Below are 17,524 nucleotides of genomic sequence, written 5' to 3'. Positions count from 1 at the left end.
TCATTAGTGTATCGCCATATAGGAAGAGAGTATCTCCTCTCATTTCTTGTGGCGTTTTTTTTCTTCTTTTTTATTTTTTTCATCAATCAGATTCTTCTCATTGCCCAACGTATCCTTCTCAAACAAGTCGACTACTTCTCTGTATTGCAGCTCGTGCTGCTCTCAATCCCGCAATTCTTGCTCTATACCTTTCCTTTCAGCTCCCTGACGGCAAGCAGCATGGTAATCGGAGATCTTTCAGGCAACAATGAGATACTTGCCATCCGCAGCAGCGGCATCTCCCTCAAACATGTATTTATTCCCATCATCATCATCTCCCTTGCATTCTCAATGCTGACGTTCCTAACCGCAGACAAGGCACTTCCTTGGAGCACCAAGAAGTATCGCGAACTCTATACGGATTTAATGCGCGACTTACCCACCTTGGAGCTTATGGCCAATAGTACCAATACGATAGCAAACACCGTTATGGTAAATAAGGGAGTTGAGGGGAATACCGTACACGATATCATTCTTTTCGAGACATCCTCTGTCAGAGGGGGACAAATCCTCAGTGCACCCAAGGCGGAAGTCTCGCTGTATGACTTGCAGTCATTCATCTATCAGCTTGAGCTTGACAATCCTTTGATTCTCAAGAGCGAGACACAAGGCGGATGGGCTCTCTCGAAAGCAGAGTCTGCACAGTTTTTCCTGAACTTTTCGGGTCAGATAGCCAGCATTGCCTCAGCCCTACCTTCGCAGCTTTCTATCAAGGAATTGCAGCAGAATATCCAAGAACATAAAATCGCCTTACAAGCGGAAAAGAAACGATATCAAGAGAAAGTGCAAACGCTCGAACTTTCGCTGGCGGAATTGGTAGACAAAGCAAAAACCGATGCAGAAGTATCTGTTTCTCACATAGAGGAGCTAGAGGTACAACTGAAGCAACTGAAAGATCAAAAGCCCATCAACTTTTATTATCAATATTATCGAGCGGAACTTCATAAGAAGTATGCACTCAGTGCTGCTTGCTTCATGTTGGTGTTCCTCACATTCTCGCTCTCGTTCTTCCGTGTCAAACATGGCCGGCTCATCGGCTTCGGCCTCTCCATGTTGGTCGCTGTCGTATATTGGTATCTTTTGTTCTTTGCCCAAATGCAAATTTTCTCCCTATCAATTTCACCAGCGTTGCTCATATGGTCGCCAAACCTGCTTATGTTTTTCGGTGGACTGCTTTTCTTGCTGCATGCGAGGCGCTTATGAAAGTAATCGATCGATATATCATCCGCAGCATCGCTTCTGTAGCCTTTGTCACGTTGATGCTCTGCACCTTGATGCTGCTCAGCGTCGATTTATTTGCCAATCTTGACTCATACCTCACCCGCAAGGTTTCTTACCTTATGATCGCCAAACTTACCTTGTTGTACACCCCCGAGGCGGTTCTCTTCGCCCTCGGTCCAGCGCTATTATTCTCCGCCTCGTTTTTTCTCTCGCAACTGCAAGCCAACAATGAATTGATTTGTCTGATGGGCAGCGGTCTTTCCTATCGGAGGATAGTCATTCCCATTCTCATGTTTGGGCTTGCATTATCCACCTTCCAGTTCGGTTTTTCCGAATATGTACATATTCCACTAAGTAAGGAGCGGGAAGTTCAGGAGGATTCATTGTTTGGGCTGCGCAGTACCTATGATAACCGGAACATCACCCTGCGCGATCCCGAAGGTGCATACGTAGTCCACGCCCGTCAGTACAGCGATCGCGAAAAACGTCTCGCCCAAGTCATGCTTGTACTCATTGATGAGAAAGGATCGCTAAAGTCGCGTATCGATGCTCCTTGGGCATACTGGGAAGAAGAGAAGGGGATATGGAGATTGGAACAAGCGCGCAACCAACAAGTTGACTCATCTCTTTTGGTACTGCATCAAACTGAAGAACAGGTACTCTATGTCGATAGTTTTACCTTGCAGCCTTCCTTCTTCAGGAATGTAAGCAATGACATCAAGACCATGGAACTGAGAACCGCTTATCATTACCTACAAAGAATCGCCGAGCTTGACCCCAACCGGTATCCACAGTTGGCCACCGATTTCGCCAAGCGGTTGTTGGATTCTCTCAATCCTTTGGTTATGCTATTCATAGCCTGTGCCATCAGTTACAAGTATAAGAAAAATGTGCTCCTCTTCTCCATTATCACCAGCCTTGGAATTGCTGTTATTTACTATGTTGTACAAATGGTTACCTTGATTATGGCCAAGCAGGCTGTGATCGGGCCACTTTGGGGTATGGCAATCCCCATGATTGTGATAGTATGCATAGCGCTGGCAGAACGAGCCGCAATACGATAGAGGGTAGCTATGAAGATATTTCAGGAAATTCATCAGGACACCACCAGCAAAGCCCGTCTTGGCCTCCTTACGCTCGGACATGGACAGGTAGAGACTCCGGTGTTCATGCCGGTTGGCACCAACGGGACCGTCAAAGGTATGTTTCACGAAGATGTTAAAAAAATTGGCTATACGTTGATTTTGGGCAACACGTACCATTTATACCTGAGACCGGGGCTCGAGGTACTTTCACAGTTTGGTGGACTGCATTCGTTCTCCAACTGGGACGGGAACCTTTTGACCGACAGTGGTGGCTTTCAGGTTTTCAGTCTCTCCGGATTACGAAAAATCGGAGAAAAGGGCGTGACCTTCCAAAGTCACATCGATGGCTCCAAACATATATTCACCCCCGAAAGCGTGGTGGACACACAACGTGTCATTGGATCGGATATCGCCATGTGTCTGGATGTTTGCACCCCTCCGGAGATCGATCACCGTGCAGCCACCGAAGCAATGCATATCACCCATGCTTGGGCAAAGCGAGCACTGGACCATCGCACCCAGCTGGCAGGTGATTTCAAGGGTAATTTATTTGGTATCGTACAGGGCAATTTTTATGAGGACCTACGAAAACAGAGTGCGGAATTCTTCAATGAGATGGACTTTCCCGGTATTGCCATCGGCGGCTTGAGTGTAGGGGAGACCAGTGAGCAATTCACTCATTTTCTTCAGTATACTGCTGATTTGGTAACACGGGAGAAACCACGATATGTGATGGGCATCGGCAGTCCCGATTATATTCTTGAGGCTGTTGAAAACGGCATCGATATGTTTGACTGCGTTTTGGCTACCCGCATGGCACGCAATGGTGCTGTATTCACCGACGATGGGGTGGTAACATTGAAGAAAGCCATCCATAAGTTCGATCAGCATCCCATTGAGGAAGGTTGCACCTGTAGAGCCTGCACCCAGTATAGTCGAGCCTACATGCATCACATGGTCAAAACCGGTGAGATGCTGGGAGGGATGTTGGCAACAGAGCACAATCTCACCTATTTCTATCGCCTTATGCAACAAATTCGTTTGGCGATCAGGGAAAACCGATTTGCTTCCTTCAAAAGGGATTACCTTGCACGATTCTACGCCAAATAGAAAGACAGCAAAAAACAGCCTGGTGATCATGGTCTGCACGCTCATGAGCAGGCTTTTGGGGATTATCAAAGCCCGGGTCCTGGGTTCGGTGTTTGGAGCCTCTGCAGTTGCAGATGTAATAAACTTCACCTTCAACATCCCCAATAACTTTCGTAAGCTTTTTGCAGAGGGGGCGGTCAATGCCGCCCTGATTCCGGCTTTCTCTTCGTTACTCGGCCGTAATGAGAAACAACGCTCCGTTCGTCTCTTTGCCCTGCTCTGTACATTCCAAAGCATTCTGCTCACGCCATTGGTATTGGTCTCGTATTTCTATGGGGAACAGCTGATCGCCTTTCTCAGTGATTTCGATGTACAACAAATACAGTTGGGTGCCCGTTTGCTGCCGTTTTTTATGGTCTACCTTGCAACCATCAGCCTAGCTTCCATTTTCAACGGAGTGCTCCAAGCCCATCAGAATTTTATACATGCATACCTTTCCCCCTTGCTCTTCTCCATCTGCGTCATACTGGGTGTGTGGTTTCTTTCCGATCGCTATGGGGCGATGAGCATGGCCTATTCAGCTCTTGTTGGAGGCCTACTGCAAGGAACGTATTCGTACCTTGTGGTCAGGCGGTACGGCTACCGTTTCAAACCGACACTCAAGGCTCAGAATGCTCCTATAAAGGAAGTGCTGAGCGCATGGGGTCTTGTTTCACTGGGTATGGGCATACAAATCATCACGCAGATGGTCAGCTTCCTATTCGCTTCACGCCTGGGGGAAGGAAGTGTCACCGCCTTTACCAATTCTACGATTTTCTATCAGACTCCGTATGGCATTTTCTTCAATGCCATCAGTGCCGTCAGTCTTCCACTGATGAGCAGGGCAGCCTCGCAAGGGGATACCAAATCCCTCCAAACCTATACGCGCAATTCTCTGATCAGCCTCTTGGCCCTTTTGCTTCCCAGCACCATCATTCTCTTCTTTCTCAGTCAGGAAAGCGTCAGCGTGGTGCTGCAAACCGGCAATTACACCTTATCCGATGCAAGGCTGACCGCTTTGGTTCTCAGGCCGTATCTGCTCTTCATGGTGTTCAGCGCTTGGTACGCCTTGATGCTTCGCCTCGGCTACAGTGCCAACCGACATGCCTTAATGACCAGAATCGTCTTTCTGCAGAACCTGCTCGATATTGTTCTGATGTGGGTTTTTCTCAAGTTTGGCTTGGACATCGTATCACTGCCTTTGGCGAACGGCCTGGCCTATACAATCGGCTTGGCACTTCTGATTTTTTTGCTCCGGGACCTCTATGCATTGCCAAAAGACCTGCTGTTTCTGAAAGGAATCGTACGGATAGTATGTGCCAACCTTCCACTTTTCATCGTTTGCATGTTCTACCATAGTTTGGATTTGACCTGGCATAGGGAAGGCTCAAGCTTCAAGAGCCTGCTGTATTTAGTTCTTATCGGCTTTGTTGCTCTTGGTATTCTATTACTGTCCTACAAGGTGGCACGCATACCCTTGCTTTCACTCCTGCGCTCCAAGAAGAAGAGCGGCAACCTGAAGAGCGACGACCTCGTCCAATTTGACTGAGAGCCGGTCGAACGTCACCAATCCATTGAGTTCCTGTTGTACATCGGAGAACTGGGTATACACCGAGGCACTGAGGCCGTTCTCCTTAGCCGGTACAATTTCACGATTATATAGATCAAAAAATGCATCACAGAAAGCTTTTCGATCAGCGAACTTCTTGTATCCAAAAACCTTTGTCTCATCATCATGACCTATTTCGCGATAGACATATCCTCCAAATTCGGAGAGGATAACCACCCGGCCCAATGCATCAGGGGTATGCTGATAGGCTTTGAAATACACATGACGGGAACAGAAACTGCCAATTTTCTGGTCATACCAGCCGCTGCTTGGGTCGATGGTCCGGCTTGCGTCCAGCTTTTGTACCAGACTGAGGATGCGGGCGGTATCGAATTGTCCCCATCCCTCGTTGAACAATACCCACATGGCGATACTGACACAGTTGAAGAGTGTTTGAATCATTTCAGTCAGCTGCTCTTCATAGTCCTTCCTATACTGTACATCCTGACTGCCCAATAAGGTGTACAGGGAGTCTGATACTGAGAAGCTCTTAAGGAAGAGCGGTCCGCTCATGATCGGTTGGATGGGTTTTCTCCCTCCGCTGACCATGTCCTGCCAAACAAGAATGCCCAAACGGTCACAATGGTAGTACCAACGCAGATTTTCAACCTTGGCATGCTTTCGTACCATATTGAACCCAAGTTTTTTCATAAGCAACAGATCATCGACCATAGCCTGATCGGTTGGAGGAGTATAGAGACTGTCCGGCCAATATCCCTGGTCAAGAATGCCATGATGGTAATAGGGTTTTCCATTAAGGCACAATCGGCCGAATTCAAGGGTAAAGCTGCGCAATCCTACATAGCTGGTTACGCTATCATCTCCAAGGGTGACACTGAACGGGTAGAGATAGGGATCTTCAGGGCTCCAGGGATGTACATCATCGATCTGGCAGCTCAGCCGTTGTCCGCTGAAGCCTTTTACTTTTCTTTGACCATCAAGGTAGGAGACCACCACTTCCAAGCCGTCCATGTCGGCGATAACGGTGACATGCCAACACCTTTGTTCCAGATTGCTGGTAATCACCAAGGCCTTGATATAATGCTGGCTCACTTGTTCAAGCCATACACTTTGGTATATGCCGCTTTGTCCGCTATAAAAAATTCCCTTTGCAGTTCTTGCTTGTTTTCCCCTAATGATGCTCTGGCTGTCACAAGGGTCAGTTACCTGGACAATCAGCTCATTGTCCGGGCGAATAGACTCGGTGATGTCAAACCAGAAGGGTAGGTAGCCGCCTGTGTGACTTCCTATCAATACTCCATTCAGATACACCGTACAGCTGTAATCTACCGCTTCAAAGTGTAGTATCGTTCGTTTATCCGATTCACCAGAGAAATTGAATATTCTCTTATAGGTTAAGGTTTGCTTTACACCGACAGACTTCTCAAGTCCTGAGAGCTTTGTTTCAGGAGAGAACGGGACTAAAATTGTATAGGGGAAAAAATTTGGAAGGGAAGGTTCATCTGTTATGGCACATTCCCATTTCCCATTCAGTGAATAATAGGAAGCACGTACCATTTGGGGACGTGGATATTCCGCAAGTATATGATTAGGGTCGATTGTATAACGGGTTTGCATGCAATCATACTACCATGCACAATACAAAGGCCCCAGTCTTTTTTTTCAACCGGGGCCTTGTATCAGTTAGAAATCCAGAACGGTAAGTTCCTTGACCGTGAAATCGTAGGGTTGATCATTGAGAACAAACGTGAAGCGTTCCCCAATTTCGTGGTTCAGAAGTGCCCGCCCAAAAGGTGCAGAGAGGTTGATGATGTTCTCATCAGGATTGGACTCCCACGGCCCCATGATGGTGTAGACGACCTCTGATCCCTTGGTGTGGTCAACCAAAACCACTTTAGTTCCGAAACCTATCTTGGTCGTGTCGACTTTATCCTTGCTAATAACCGTTGCGCGGTCGATTTCCTCAGCAAGTCGGCGCAGTGTATTGTTCAGCAAGTTCTGTTTCTCCTTGCCGTACTTATATTCACTGTTCTCCCTAAGATCTCCCATTTCGCGAGCGGTTCCGATTTCTCGAGCAACTTCAGGCAACTCAACATGCTGGATGTATTCCAATTCCTTCTTCTTCGCTTCCAAAGAGGCGGCGGTGCAGAAGAGACCGGTAGGGACAACCGATTCCTTGTCGATGGGCACAACTTCATCAAAGAACCTGAAAGAAGGATACTTTTCACTGATGGCGTGTTTGATTTCAATTTTCTTGCCGCCAGGCAGGTCGAACACATTCGCGACAAGGCTGTAAATCTTTTGTGCATTTTCTTCCTTGCCATCTTCGATATACTTGAAAATATCCTTTTCATCAAAAAGCAAACCCATCAAGGTCTTTGCATTCTTGCGATTCTCCTGGACTTCCTTCTTGTTGTCGATGCAGCGATTGGTATAGTCAAGAAGCTGCAGCTTGGTAAACAGCAGTTGTTCTTCGCTGATACCGGACTTTATCCACAACTTGGGATCACCATTCTTCAACAGATAGAGCAGGGTATTGCCCTTCTCCTTGAAGTTCTCGGCAACATCCTTATATACCTTCACAAACTCAGTCGTCTTCTTGTTCTGTCGGAAAATGTCGGGAATATATCCGGTAAGATAGAAGGGGAACAATTGGCTCAGAACCTTCGGCCAGTTGGCAATCTCATCTACTACATGGTCGATGAAACTCTTCTTAAGCTCAGGATCCTTAATTGCAGCGAAGCATGACTCAACGTTTTCAACCCGCTCAAAGAGCATGGCAAACGTCAGACTCTCCGGCCTGTTTACAAAGTTCATATTTTGCTTCTTTACCAGATCTTCGAGCAAAAGGAACGAACTGAAGGTGACATCATTGGCTACAACAATTGGTTTGAAGGCGCCATTTTCCTCAAGGAACATGTCACTGAAATATTTCACCATCTCAAAGAAGAAGTCACTCTCAACATCACCCTTGCTTGCGATGAAATCCTTCAGACTCTTGATCTTGTCGTAGAAATCCTTTTCACCTCGGAATACAGAGAGTTGCTTCTCCTCGTAACTTACCGGAGTAGAGCGCAACAGATACGTGTCTGTTTCATTATTGGAAAGATCGAAAAGGGGATTGGTCATCAGTTCTTTCTTTGCCTTATTGAGCCAAGGAGTCCATTCCTTGGCATCAAGGATGGAAGGAACAAGTTCGTTCTTCATTTCCTTGAGGTTGATTTTCCCACCGTTGCTAAGCATCAGCGTATTCAGCGTCCAGGGAATATCCTCTTGTACTTTTTTGTTCAGTTTCTCTCTGGGCAGAGCACTCTTCAGAACCCAGATATGACTCTTTGCAAGGGCCTGAAGACTCTTGAACGCCATTGCGGTGGAAAGACGGGCCCCTTCCTTGGAATTCTGACCGGCAAAGTCGACAATTACATCAGTCTCATCAATTGAGCGTATTCTTCCGATGCGGTTTGTGCTGTTCTGGAACACAAAGGTTCCCTTATCAAAAGCAATATTCGTCTCAAAGTCCTCGATACTGTGCAACACATCGCGGGTGAAATTGCTTGTCAGAGCACTGCTTTCGAGGCAGTTCTTCAACCGTGAATGATTCTTATACTTGGACTTGTAGCTCCTGATCAGATTCTCTCTGGCAAAGGTATCTTCACGATCGAGGAGAAGCATTTTCTTCTGGCACTCAATCTGCCGATCAATATCGTCCTTGTTTGCAAGTTCAAGGTCGCGCAACAAAGCAATGGAAGTACTTTTGCTGATGACGGACACCTGGTCTGCAACAGACATGAAATATCCAAAATTCTCGCCATCAAGCTCAAGCAGCGATGCAAAAAGACTACGTACCGACGTGACGTCCTTACGTTTGACCAGACGATGAACGGCCTTCTTGTAAAAACCGACGGCCTTATCCTTGTTGCCTTTCTGGTTTGCGTGTATTGCGAGGTGCCTGACTATGTCAATTTCTTCATAATCAACCTTTACCAAACGTTCCCACAATGCAAATTTTTCCTCCTCTTTCCCTGTCTGCTCGTAGCATGAGGAAAGGAGGCGTAAAGCGTGCTTGTTTTCACCGCGGCTAAGGATTTTGGCGCAAAGCATTTCCACTACATTCCACTTCTTATTCTCCATGAACATCTCAATCAAATTGAGAAGCTGAAGATAGTCATCAGCACCTTTTCGTTCCAATTGGATGGAACCACTGAGGTACATGGCAATGATACTATTGCGCTCTCGCTCTGCGAGGTGCTTGTCACATAGGTTTTTCGCCTCGGTTTTCTGCTCCTCATCCAACTCTTTGATTTGCGTATCTAGAGTCTGAAAGCTGTTGACCGTATAGGTTTGCACCGTAGTTCTTGTCCACTGCTCTTCTTTCAGTAAGTTCTCAATCTCCTGGAATCCCATGGCTTCCTCCAAACATATTTATCCATATTCTCAGACGTAAAAGAAACCGGGCAGACCGGGTCATAGTCTGCTCGGGTTTGTCATTTAAATCAGCGTAATTAACTATACCATGCTTTGAAAAAACTAGCAATTGATTTTCAAAAAGGCCCAAAACATATTAACAAATATATAGTATTTTTGCGATAAATGACATTGCAAAACAGCCGGCTACCTGCTATAACAGGAGTATGGAAAAAACTTCTCTGATTATAGCTCCAAGCATGCTTTCCGCTGATTTTTCCCGTACTGCCGAGGAAGTTGAAAGCATTAACAAAAGCGGTGCACAGTGGGTTCATCTTGATGTCATGGATGGCATGTTTGTACCCAATATTACATTCGGCCCAAAGTTCATCAAGGACTTGCGCTCTCATTCTGATTTGGTATTCGATACTCACCTCATGGTGGATAAGCCAGAACGCTATATTACCCATTTTGCGCAGAGTGGCAGCGATTATATCACCGTACATGCAGAAGCTTCCGTTCATTTGCATAGAACGCTTCAGATGATCAAGGACAGCGGATGCAAAGCCGGGGTTTCACTCATACCATCCTCGTCGATTACATCAATCCTGCCCATCCTGGATATGGTTGATCTAATTCTGATAATGACAGTCAACCCAGGATTCGGCGGTCAAAGCCTTATTCCCTCAACCTTGGAAAAGATCAGTGAACTTGCATCCATCAGAACCCAAAAGGGATACAAGTATCTCCTGAGTGTCGACGGTGGCGTCAACCTATCGACGGTAAACATGATCGCCGAACGTGGTGCGGATGTTGCTGTTTGTGGTAGCGCATTTTTCTGCGAACAAGACCGCTCTGGTTTTATCCAGGCGATGTGGGACAAAGCTAGGCAATGAAAGCAGTCATCCAACGAGTTAAGAATGCTCACGTTACTGTTGACCAACACATGGTTGGGAGTATTGAGCATGGCTTGTTGGTATATTTGGGTTTTGGGAAAAGTGATACACACCAAAATCTTTCCTGGTTATGCCAAAAAATAGTGAAGCTACGTCTTTTCTCCGATGACCTGGGCAAGATGAATAAAGCACTCGATGAGGTGGGCGGACAATTATTGGTAGTAAGCCAATTTACGTTGTTGGCTAACCTGCGCAAGGGCAATCGTCCTTCCTATGATGATGCGGCAGATCCCAAAGAGGCGGAAGCCTTATACGAAGCGGCTCTGTCACTCTTTAGGGCAATGGGATATACAGTGGCCAGTGGTCGTTTTGGAGCACATATGGACGTTTCCTACACGAATGATGGACCGGTTACCTTTGTGCTGGAAGCATGATGTGAAGCAATTACGAACAGCCTCTTCCTTGTAAGGAAAGGGCTGATAGAGCCTGAGGAGCATACTATGGCAAAGAGCAAAGAGACGTCGTTTCCTACCGACCTTAATCAGAAACGAGAAGCATTGGAAGCAGCAAGAATCCAGATCGACAAGCAATTCGGCAAGGGTTCACTGATGAAGCTGGGTGACAGCGATGAATCCTTGGATATCGGATACATTTCCTCAGGTTCATTGTTGCTGGATGAGGCTCTGGGTATCGGCGGATACCCCAAGGGTAGGGTAATTGAGATCTATGGACCGGAAAGCAGCGGTAAAACTACGTTGGCCCTGCATGCAATCGCCGAAAGCCAAAAAGCAGGGGGCATCGCAGCCTTTATCGATGCAGAACATGCAATGGATCCCAGTTACGCCAAGAAGTTGGGAGTAAATATCGATGAGTTGTGGATCAGCCAGCCGGATAGTGGAGAGCAAGCTCTTGAAATTGCAGAATCCTTGGTTCGCAGTGGAGCCGTTGACATCATAGTTGTTGACTCGGTTGCTGCTTTGACTCCCCAGGCGGAAATTGATGGGGATATGGGTGACAGTCATATGGGCTTGCAAGCCCGCTTGATGAGCCAAGCGCTCAGAAAATTAACCGGCCTTTTGAGTAAAAGTAATACCACAATAATTTTCATCAATCAGATTCGTATGAAAATTGGTGTAATGTTTGGCAATCCTGAGACCACTACCGGTGGTAATGCCTTAAAGTTTTATGCTTCGGTGCGCATCGAGGTTCGCAAGATTGAATCGCTGAGCAAGGGTGCTGATGATATTATCGGCAACCGCGTTCGCATCAAGGTTGTGAAGAACAAGGTATCCCCCCCATTCAAGAAAGTTGAATTGGATTTGTTGTTCGGTGAGGGTATCAGCTACGTCGCAAGTGTTCTGGATGCTGCGCTCAAATACGAGATGCTTGAAAAAAGTGGCTCCTGGTACTCTTTCAATGGAGAGAAAATCGGGCAGGGCAGGGATAAGACTTTGGACTTCCTCAAGGATAATCCGGATGTTGTTGCCGACTTGGATGTAAAGTTGAGAGCTCTCATGTTCCCTAAAAAGGTACGAGAGTCCAAGAAAGACAGAGAAGCAAAAAAAGAGGCAGCCGCTCTAGAGTAAGGAAGGTTGAAGGAAGCGTTCGTCAAGAACGCTTCCTTGTCAATGTGTCTCTGCTTGGGTATACTCGTTCAAAGGGTGATCACAGTGCAGAATCAAGAGAATGAAAAAGAGATACAAGGGAGTGGGAAGACGTTTCATACTCCCATTTTTGATGGTCCGCTGGACCTTCTTCTTTTTTTGATTCAAAAGAGCGAAATCAACATCTACGATATCCCCATCAGTGATATCACCGAACAATTCCTTGCTTACATAAAAAATGAGAAATTTACGGAACTTGCTGATCTTACGCAATTTTACAAAATGGCTGCAGATCTTCTCTATATCAAGAGCAGAATGTTGCTCCCCGTCGATCTTGAGTTCGATGAGGAGTATCAGGATCCAAGACAGGAACTGGTAGAACGGCTGTTGGAGTATCAAAAGTTCAGGAAATATACCGAATTACTCACGAATACGTCAGGTTCCTCAGAGTTGTTCATCAGTCGCAAGAGTTCTCAATTCCGTTTACCTTTTGGCGATGAAGAACTGTTTTCCGAGGTTTCCTTGCAGGATCTTCTTGCAACATTTTCCCGTTTGATGACTACCATAACACCGAATAAGGTGTTCAATGTGTATGAGTCTGTTACCGTCAATGAGAAAATTGCCTTGATGCAGGAATTGTTTGAAACCAAGGAGTACATCAGCATCGAGGATATTATCATTCACCTGGATGTTGCACTCCACATAATTTGTTCCTTTATGGCAATTCTTGATGCGTGCAAGCTTCGCATGATTATGTTGGTGCAGACAGAGCCCTTCGGCCCTATACTTATTCGACGACGGGATGAGGCTTTCGCACTTGATTATGACCAGCTGTATGATGGGGATGCGGACCAAGAATTAGAGGTTCTTACTGATCTTCCCATAACCGAAGAGGAAGAACTGGAGTTTTTTGCAGAAGATTCTCAGCAAGATGCAGATTCTTCATGTACAACTACTGACGACGGTCGCGTTTTTCTATATGATGATGAAAGTGAGGTTGAGCAAATCAATCTCGACGATGAAGAATAGGAGCATTGGTAGTGGATAAGAAGAGGCAAGCCGGCAATGAAATGCTGCAGCAAGGCCCCCTCTTGAGTACAGAGGCCCGTTTAGTGGAAGTTATTCTCTTTTTGGAGAATGAACCAGTGAGCTTGGAAAAGTTGATGAAAATGACCTCCTTCTCGCAAGAGACAGCTACGGCTGCTTTGTCGGAAGTCAAAGAGCATTATGCACTCTTTCTCCATGGGCTCGATCTTGTTGAGAGCCAAGGTTCCTATCACTTTCTTCCGTCTTCCGATTTACACGATAACTTGCGTTCCTGTTACGGCAAGCGTGTCGATAGGCGCCTTTCCCGTGCGGCTCTGGAAACCCTCTCCATTGTTGCCTACAGCCAACCGATCACCCGTAGGGAGATCGACAATATCCGTGGGGTTGCCAGTGACACAATCATCCGGCTGCTGAGGGAACGGGAGTATATCAAAGTGGTTGGCCGAAAGGACGTTCCAGGCCATCCCTGTTTGTATGGAACGTCAAGAAAATTCCTCTTCGAATTCAACCTGAGCAGCATAAGCGCTCTACCCAAGCTTTCGGATATTGACCGTTTGCGGTTTGAAACGGAGACGACACAGGAGACTGAAGAAGTATGAAACTAGAATATCCGATCCGCCTACAAGCCTATATGGCTAAAAGTGGCTGTGGTTCACGCCGGTTCTGCGAGACCCTGATCACAGCAGGAAGAGTCACAATCAACACAAAGCGTGTGACCGAACTTGGCACCAAGGTCAATGAGGAAGATGTGGTCATGGTCGATGACCAGCTCATAGAACCCGCCGATAGGACGTATTACTACGCCTTGTACAAACCACGTGGGTATGTCTGCACAAACTACGATCCCAATGAGAAACTCTATGCCCGCGATCTCATCGATATTGCCGACAAGAATCTGCTCTTTCATATCGGTCGACTCGATAAGGAATCCAGTGGTCTCATTCTGTATACGAATGACGGCGATGTTGCCCAGAAGATAATGCATCCATCACGTGAGATTGAAAAAGAGTACTTGGTCAGTTGCTCCACCGAAGTAAGAAGGGAAGACCTTGAAGAGGCTCTGAAGGGCATTTATATCGATATCCCCCAGCCATATCGTATCAAGCGTTTTGAAATTCTTTCCAAGAAGTGGGTAAGAATTATCCTTACTGAGGGAAAGAACCGAGAGATTCGAAAAATCTTCAGTTACTACGGGTATGATGTAAAGCAGCTCGTACGCATGAGAATCGGCTGCATTGAACTTGGGGAAATGCAACCCGGGCAATATCGTGCACTTTTCTCCTCCGAGATTGAAGCGATGCTGAAAGGTGAAACAGAACCGGTCAAAAAGAGAAAAGTCACATGGTAGTGGCGATAGACGGACCTGCAGGGGTAGGCAAGAGCACCATTGCCAAAATGATTGCGCAAGAGTGCAATTTTTATTATCTGAACTCGGGCTCTTTTTATAGGGCCTATACATACCTGCATGTGCAAGAGGGAAAGGATCCCATGGATTTTCCCTCAGTGCTCCAAACCGCCAAACACTATGTCCTTACCGTTGATGAGGGACACATCTGTGTCGATGGCAAAAATATCGAGGACCAATTGCATACCAGGGATGTTGATCGATATGTTGCAAAAGTTTCTGCATACCCTCCTTTGCGAGAGTTTGTGAATGAACAGCTTAGAAGAATTTCCAAGGATATTGATGTCGTGGTCGAGGGAAGAGACATTACTACGGTTGTGTTTCCTGATGCAGAACTCAAGTGCTATTTCGATGCCAAGCCTGAAGTACGGGCCGAACGAAGGTACAAACAGCATCCCGAAGGCCAAGATTATGAATCAGTGCTCAGAGAGATCATAGAACGAGATCATATCGATAGAACAAAGCCTGTAGGGGCTCTGCAAGTGGCCCAAGGGGCTCTCTATATCGATACCTCGTACTTGACTATGGGGCAAGTTTGTGAGAAAGTGTTATCTGCTATTTTTACGCTTAAAGGCGAGTAAATAGGTAAATTTAGGATCAGGAGAAATCAAGTGGCTGAAGAACAAGAAATGGATGAAAAGAAGACCAAAATGCAGGATATGCTGCAGGAGGAGTATCTTAAATCTCTTGATGGAATCGAAGACGGTCAGCTCGTGGCCGGTACTGTTGTCCAGGTAAACAACGAGTATGTATTCGTGGATGTCGGTTACAAGAGCGAGGGAAGAATCTCTCGTGATGAATTCGCATCTATTCCCGAAGTTGGTGAAGAAGTAAAAGTCGTCATCATCAATAAGGAAGGGAAGGGCGGCCAGATCGTCGTTTCCAAGAAGCGCGCCGATTTCAAGGAACGCACTGATGAATTGAAGGCTGCGTCTGAAAACCGGTCTCCGATTTTGGGCAAATTTGAGAAAGTAATCAAGGGTGGCTTCGAGGTTGATCTCGGAGGCGAGTACAAGGGGTTCTGCCCCCTCTCCAAGGCTGACGTTGTTCGTGTCGAGGAACCTGAGACATTGATCGGAGTAACAGATTACTTCATCATTGACAAGTTCCACGGCGGTACCAAGCTCAAGAGCGTGGTAAATAGACGTGAGTATCTTGACCAGAAAATTAAGGAAAATAAAGAAAAGTTCTTCTCAACCGTACAGATCGGTGACGTTGTCGAAGGTGTGGTCAAATCATTTACCTCCTTCGGAGCTTTCATCGACCTTGGTGGTTTTGACGGACTGTTGCATATCAACGACATGAGCTGGGGCCATGTCACCCGTCCCAAGGATTTTGTAAAGAAGGGTCAGGTTGTACAGCTCAGACTCATCAATATCGATCCTGAGACACAGAAGATTAATCTTTCGCTGAAGCACATGCAGGAAGATCCCTGGACAACCTTCGAGCAGAAGTACAATGTCGGTGATACCATCAAGGCTCCGGTAACCAAGATTACCACCTTTGGTGCTTTCATTGAGATTGAGCCTGGTATCGAGGGTCTTGCCCACATTTCCGAGCTGTCTTGGACCAAGAGGGTCAACAACCCCAAGGAAGTCCTGGATGTAGGTGATGTTGTCGAAGCAAAGGTTCTTGGCTATGACTTGGATAAGAAGCGTGTTTCCCTCGGCCTTAAGCAGCTTGAGGAAAACCCATGGGATACCATTGTTGATCGTTACCCTGTCGGAATGACACTCTCCAAGCCGGTTGTGAAGATCACCAATAGCGGTGCATTCGTCAACCTCGAGGAAGGGATTGACGGTTTCTTGCACATTGATGACATTTCCTGGACCAAAAAGGTCAAGAACATGGCTTCTTTCTGTGCAGAAGGTGATGTGATTGAAGTCGTAGTCATCCGCGTCGAACCCGAAAACCGCAGAATCCGCCTTGGCGTAAAGCAGCTTGAGGGCAATCCTTGGCAGACTCTTCGCCACGACTATCCGAAGTTCAGCACCATCAGCGGTGTTATCACCAACGTGACTGACTTTGGCGTTTTCGTAAAGGTCATTGGCGACATTGAAGGCCTGATCAGCAAGTACAACTTGGTTGGACCGGATGAAGAGTATACCGATGAGATCCTCAAGAAGTTCGTAGTTGGTGAGCCTATCACTGCTATGGTTGTAGAATGCAACCCCACTACTCAGAAGCTTTCTCTCTCCGTCAAGGAGATGGTCAAGCGTTCTCAGCAGTCTGAGATTGCAAAATACATCCATGAGGATAATGACAGCGATACCTTCTCCCTTGCAGACATGATGCGTTACAAGGATGAGGACAGGGAAGACAACTAAGGTTGTGTTCCACCATACCAGGCGGCACATTGCCGCCTGTGTTTTATACCCTTGATAACGGAGAAGAACCATGAGTAAAAACAAAAAGGATTCAGCTGAAATTACTTTGACTGAAAAAATCGAAGGATCATTGAATAGCTTTCTAGCTCGTAACAAGAAAATTGCCATTATTGTTTTGGCAGTTGTTGTTATCGGTCTGGTAGTACTGGGAATCGTTACTTCGGTCAATCAGAAGACGTTGCAGACGCAATTCAACTCGATTGATTTGCTGGAAACATCCTATTCTGAACTACTGACCATGGGCTCTGAGGATGAGGGTTATCAGGCAAAGTACGATGAACTCGTCGCTGGTTTGAATGACTTGGCCTCCAAAGGCAAAAACTATCCCAGTCTTAAGGCTCAATACTTGGTTGGTATGGTAGCTTTTGAAAAAGAGGAGTATCAAAAAGCTCTTGATAGCTTTGTCTCCACTTACACGAATGCAGGAAAGATTTATCTTGCATCCTTGGCATTGAACAATGCCGCTGTAAGTGCTGAAGAGCTGGGCAATGACTCCTTGGCACTTGAATACTATACCAAAGTCATTGATGAATTTGGTTTGACTGCTGCCGAAGCTCCGAAAGCCTTGTTCGGACAAGCTCGTCTGCAGGAAAAGAGCGGTAATACCGATCTTGCTAAAGCAACATTCCAGCAGCTTGCTGACCAATTCCCAACTTCGGAGTTTGCCAAGATTGCAACCAATAGACTTGCACTTTTATAAGCAAACGGGGTAGGGTAGACTAGAACCCACCGTGAAGA

15 protein-coding genes are annotated in these 17,524 nt (G+C 46.4%); 13 read left to right on the top strand and 2 right to left on the bottom strand.

Annotated elements, in window-relative coordinates; genetic code table 11:
* The first annotated feature begins 6 nt into the window (after positions 1 to 6).
* The 4 genes from SPIBUDDY_RS07080 to murJ are packed head-to-tail and all read left to right on the top strand — an operon-like array spanning position 7 to position 5,022.
* The gene (locus tag SPIBUDDY_RS07080; RefSeq protein WP_281047971.1) at positions 7 to 1,242 is read left to right on the top strand and encodes an LptF/LptG family permease; all 1,236 of its coding nucleotides are present in this window, start codon (positions 7 to 9) and stop codon (positions 1,240 to 1,242) included.
* A complete protein-coding gene (locus tag SPIBUDDY_RS07075; protein WP_013607062.1) occupies positions 1,239 to 2,324 on the top strand; it encodes an LptF/LptG family permease in 1,086 nt (361 codons plus the stop codon). The genes SPIBUDDY_RS07080 and SPIBUDDY_RS07075 overlap by 4 nt, the downstream gene beginning before the upstream one ends.
* Positions 2,325 to 2,333: 9 nt before the next feature.
* Positions 2,334 to 3,455, top strand: coding sequence for a tRNA guanosine(34) transglycosylase Tgt (tgt, locus tag SPIBUDDY_RS07070; protein ID WP_013607061.1), 1,122 nt, complete (start codon positions 2,334 to 2,336; stop codon positions 3,453 to 3,455).
* Positions 3,433 to 5,022, top strand: a complete 1,590-nt coding sequence (gene murJ, locus SPIBUDDY_RS07065) for a murein biosynthesis integral membrane protein MurJ (protein ID WP_013607060.1) — start codon at positions 3,433 to 3,435, stop codon at positions 5,020 to 5,022. Before tgt ends, murJ begins: the two co-directional genes overlap by 23 nt.
* On the opposite strand, the gene SPIBUDDY_RS07060 is transcribed toward murJ, so the two are convergent.
* Positions 4,957 to 6,660 (bottom strand): glycoside hydrolase family 2 protein, encoded by a 1,704-nt coding sequence (locus tag SPIBUDDY_RS07060; protein ID WP_013607059.1) that lies wholly within the window; start codon positions 6,658 to 6,660, stop codon positions 4,957 to 4,959. The two genes, murJ and SPIBUDDY_RS07060, sit on opposite strands and share 66 nt — an antisense overlap.
* Before the next feature lie 66 nt (positions 6,661 to 6,726).
* Positions 6,727 to 9,447 carry a transcription elongation factor GreA gene (greA, locus tag SPIBUDDY_RS07055; protein WP_013607058.1) on the bottom strand — a complete coding sequence of 907 codons (2,721 nt, stop codon included), beginning with the start codon at positions 9,445 to 9,447 and terminating at the stop codon, positions 6,727 to 6,729.
* A 227-nt stretch (positions 9,448 to 9,674) separates the two neighbouring features.
* On the opposite strand from greA, the gene rpe reads away from it, so the two are divergent.
* The 9 genes from rpe (at position 9,675) to SPIBUDDY_RS07010 (ending at position 17,486) form a co-directional block, all read left to right on the top strand.
* A complete protein-coding gene (gene rpe / locus SPIBUDDY_RS07050) occupies positions 9,675 to 10,343 on the top strand; it encodes a ribulose-phosphate 3-epimerase (protein ID WP_013607057.1) in 669 nt (222 codons plus the stop codon).
* Complete coding sequence (gene dtd / locus SPIBUDDY_RS07045) at positions 10,340 to 10,777, top strand: D-aminoacyl-tRNA deacylase (protein WP_013607056.1); 438 nt, start codon at positions 10,340 to 10,342, stop codon at positions 10,775 to 10,777. Before rpe ends, dtd begins: the two co-directional genes overlap by 4 nt.
* Before the next feature lie 66 nt (positions 10,778 to 10,843).
* Positions 10,844 to 11,929, top strand: coding sequence for a recombinase RecA (gene recA, locus SPIBUDDY_RS07040; RefSeq protein WP_013607055.1), 1,086 nt, complete (start codon positions 10,844 to 10,846; stop codon positions 11,927 to 11,929).
* Between the two features lie 75 nt (positions 11,930 to 12,004).
* Positions 12,005 to 12,976, top strand: a complete 972-nt coding sequence (locus SPIBUDDY_RS07035) for a segregation and condensation protein A (protein ID WP_245523823.1) — start codon at positions 12,005 to 12,007, stop codon at positions 12,974 to 12,976.
* A gap of 11 nt (positions 12,977 to 12,987) precedes the next feature.
* A complete protein-coding gene (gene scpB, locus SPIBUDDY_RS07030; protein WP_013607053.1) occupies positions 12,988 to 13,593 on the top strand; it encodes an SMC-Scp complex subunit ScpB in 606 nt (201 codons plus the stop codon).
* Entirely contained in the window at positions 13,590 to 14,342 is a 753-nt protein-coding gene (locus tag SPIBUDDY_RS07025; RefSeq protein ID WP_013607052.1) for a pseudouridine synthase, read from the top strand. The genes scpB and SPIBUDDY_RS07025 overlap by 4 nt, the downstream gene beginning before the upstream one ends.
* On the top strand, positions 14,336 to 14,980 hold the full coding sequence (gene cmk, locus SPIBUDDY_RS07020) for a (d)CMP kinase (RefSeq protein ID WP_013607051.1): 645 nt from the start codon (positions 14,336 to 14,338) through the stop codon (positions 14,978 to 14,980). The genes SPIBUDDY_RS07025 and cmk overlap by 7 nt, the downstream gene beginning before the upstream one ends.
* Positions 14,981 to 15,010: 30 nt before the next feature.
* Complete coding sequence (locus SPIBUDDY_RS07015) at positions 15,011 to 16,726, top strand: 30S ribosomal protein S1 (protein WP_013607050.1); 1,716 nt, start codon at positions 15,011 to 15,013, stop codon at positions 16,724 to 16,726.
* A gap of 70 nt (positions 16,727 to 16,796) precedes the next feature.
* Positions 16,797 to 17,486: a tetratricopeptide repeat protein gene (locus SPIBUDDY_RS07010; protein WP_013607049.1), complete on the top strand. Its 690-nt coding sequence runs from the start codon at positions 16,797 to 16,799 to the stop codon at positions 17,484 to 17,486.
* Positions 17,487 to 17,524: the final 38 nt, after the last annotated feature.

It is taken from the genome of Sphaerochaeta globosa str. Buddy (assembly GCF_000190435.1).
GTDB lineage: Bacteria > Spirochaetota > Spirochaetia > Sphaerochaetales > Sphaerochaetaceae > Sphaerochaeta > Sphaerochaeta globosa.
Note: the sequence above shows the minus strand (reverse complement) of the source record. Positions and strands in the feature narration are given on the sequence as shown.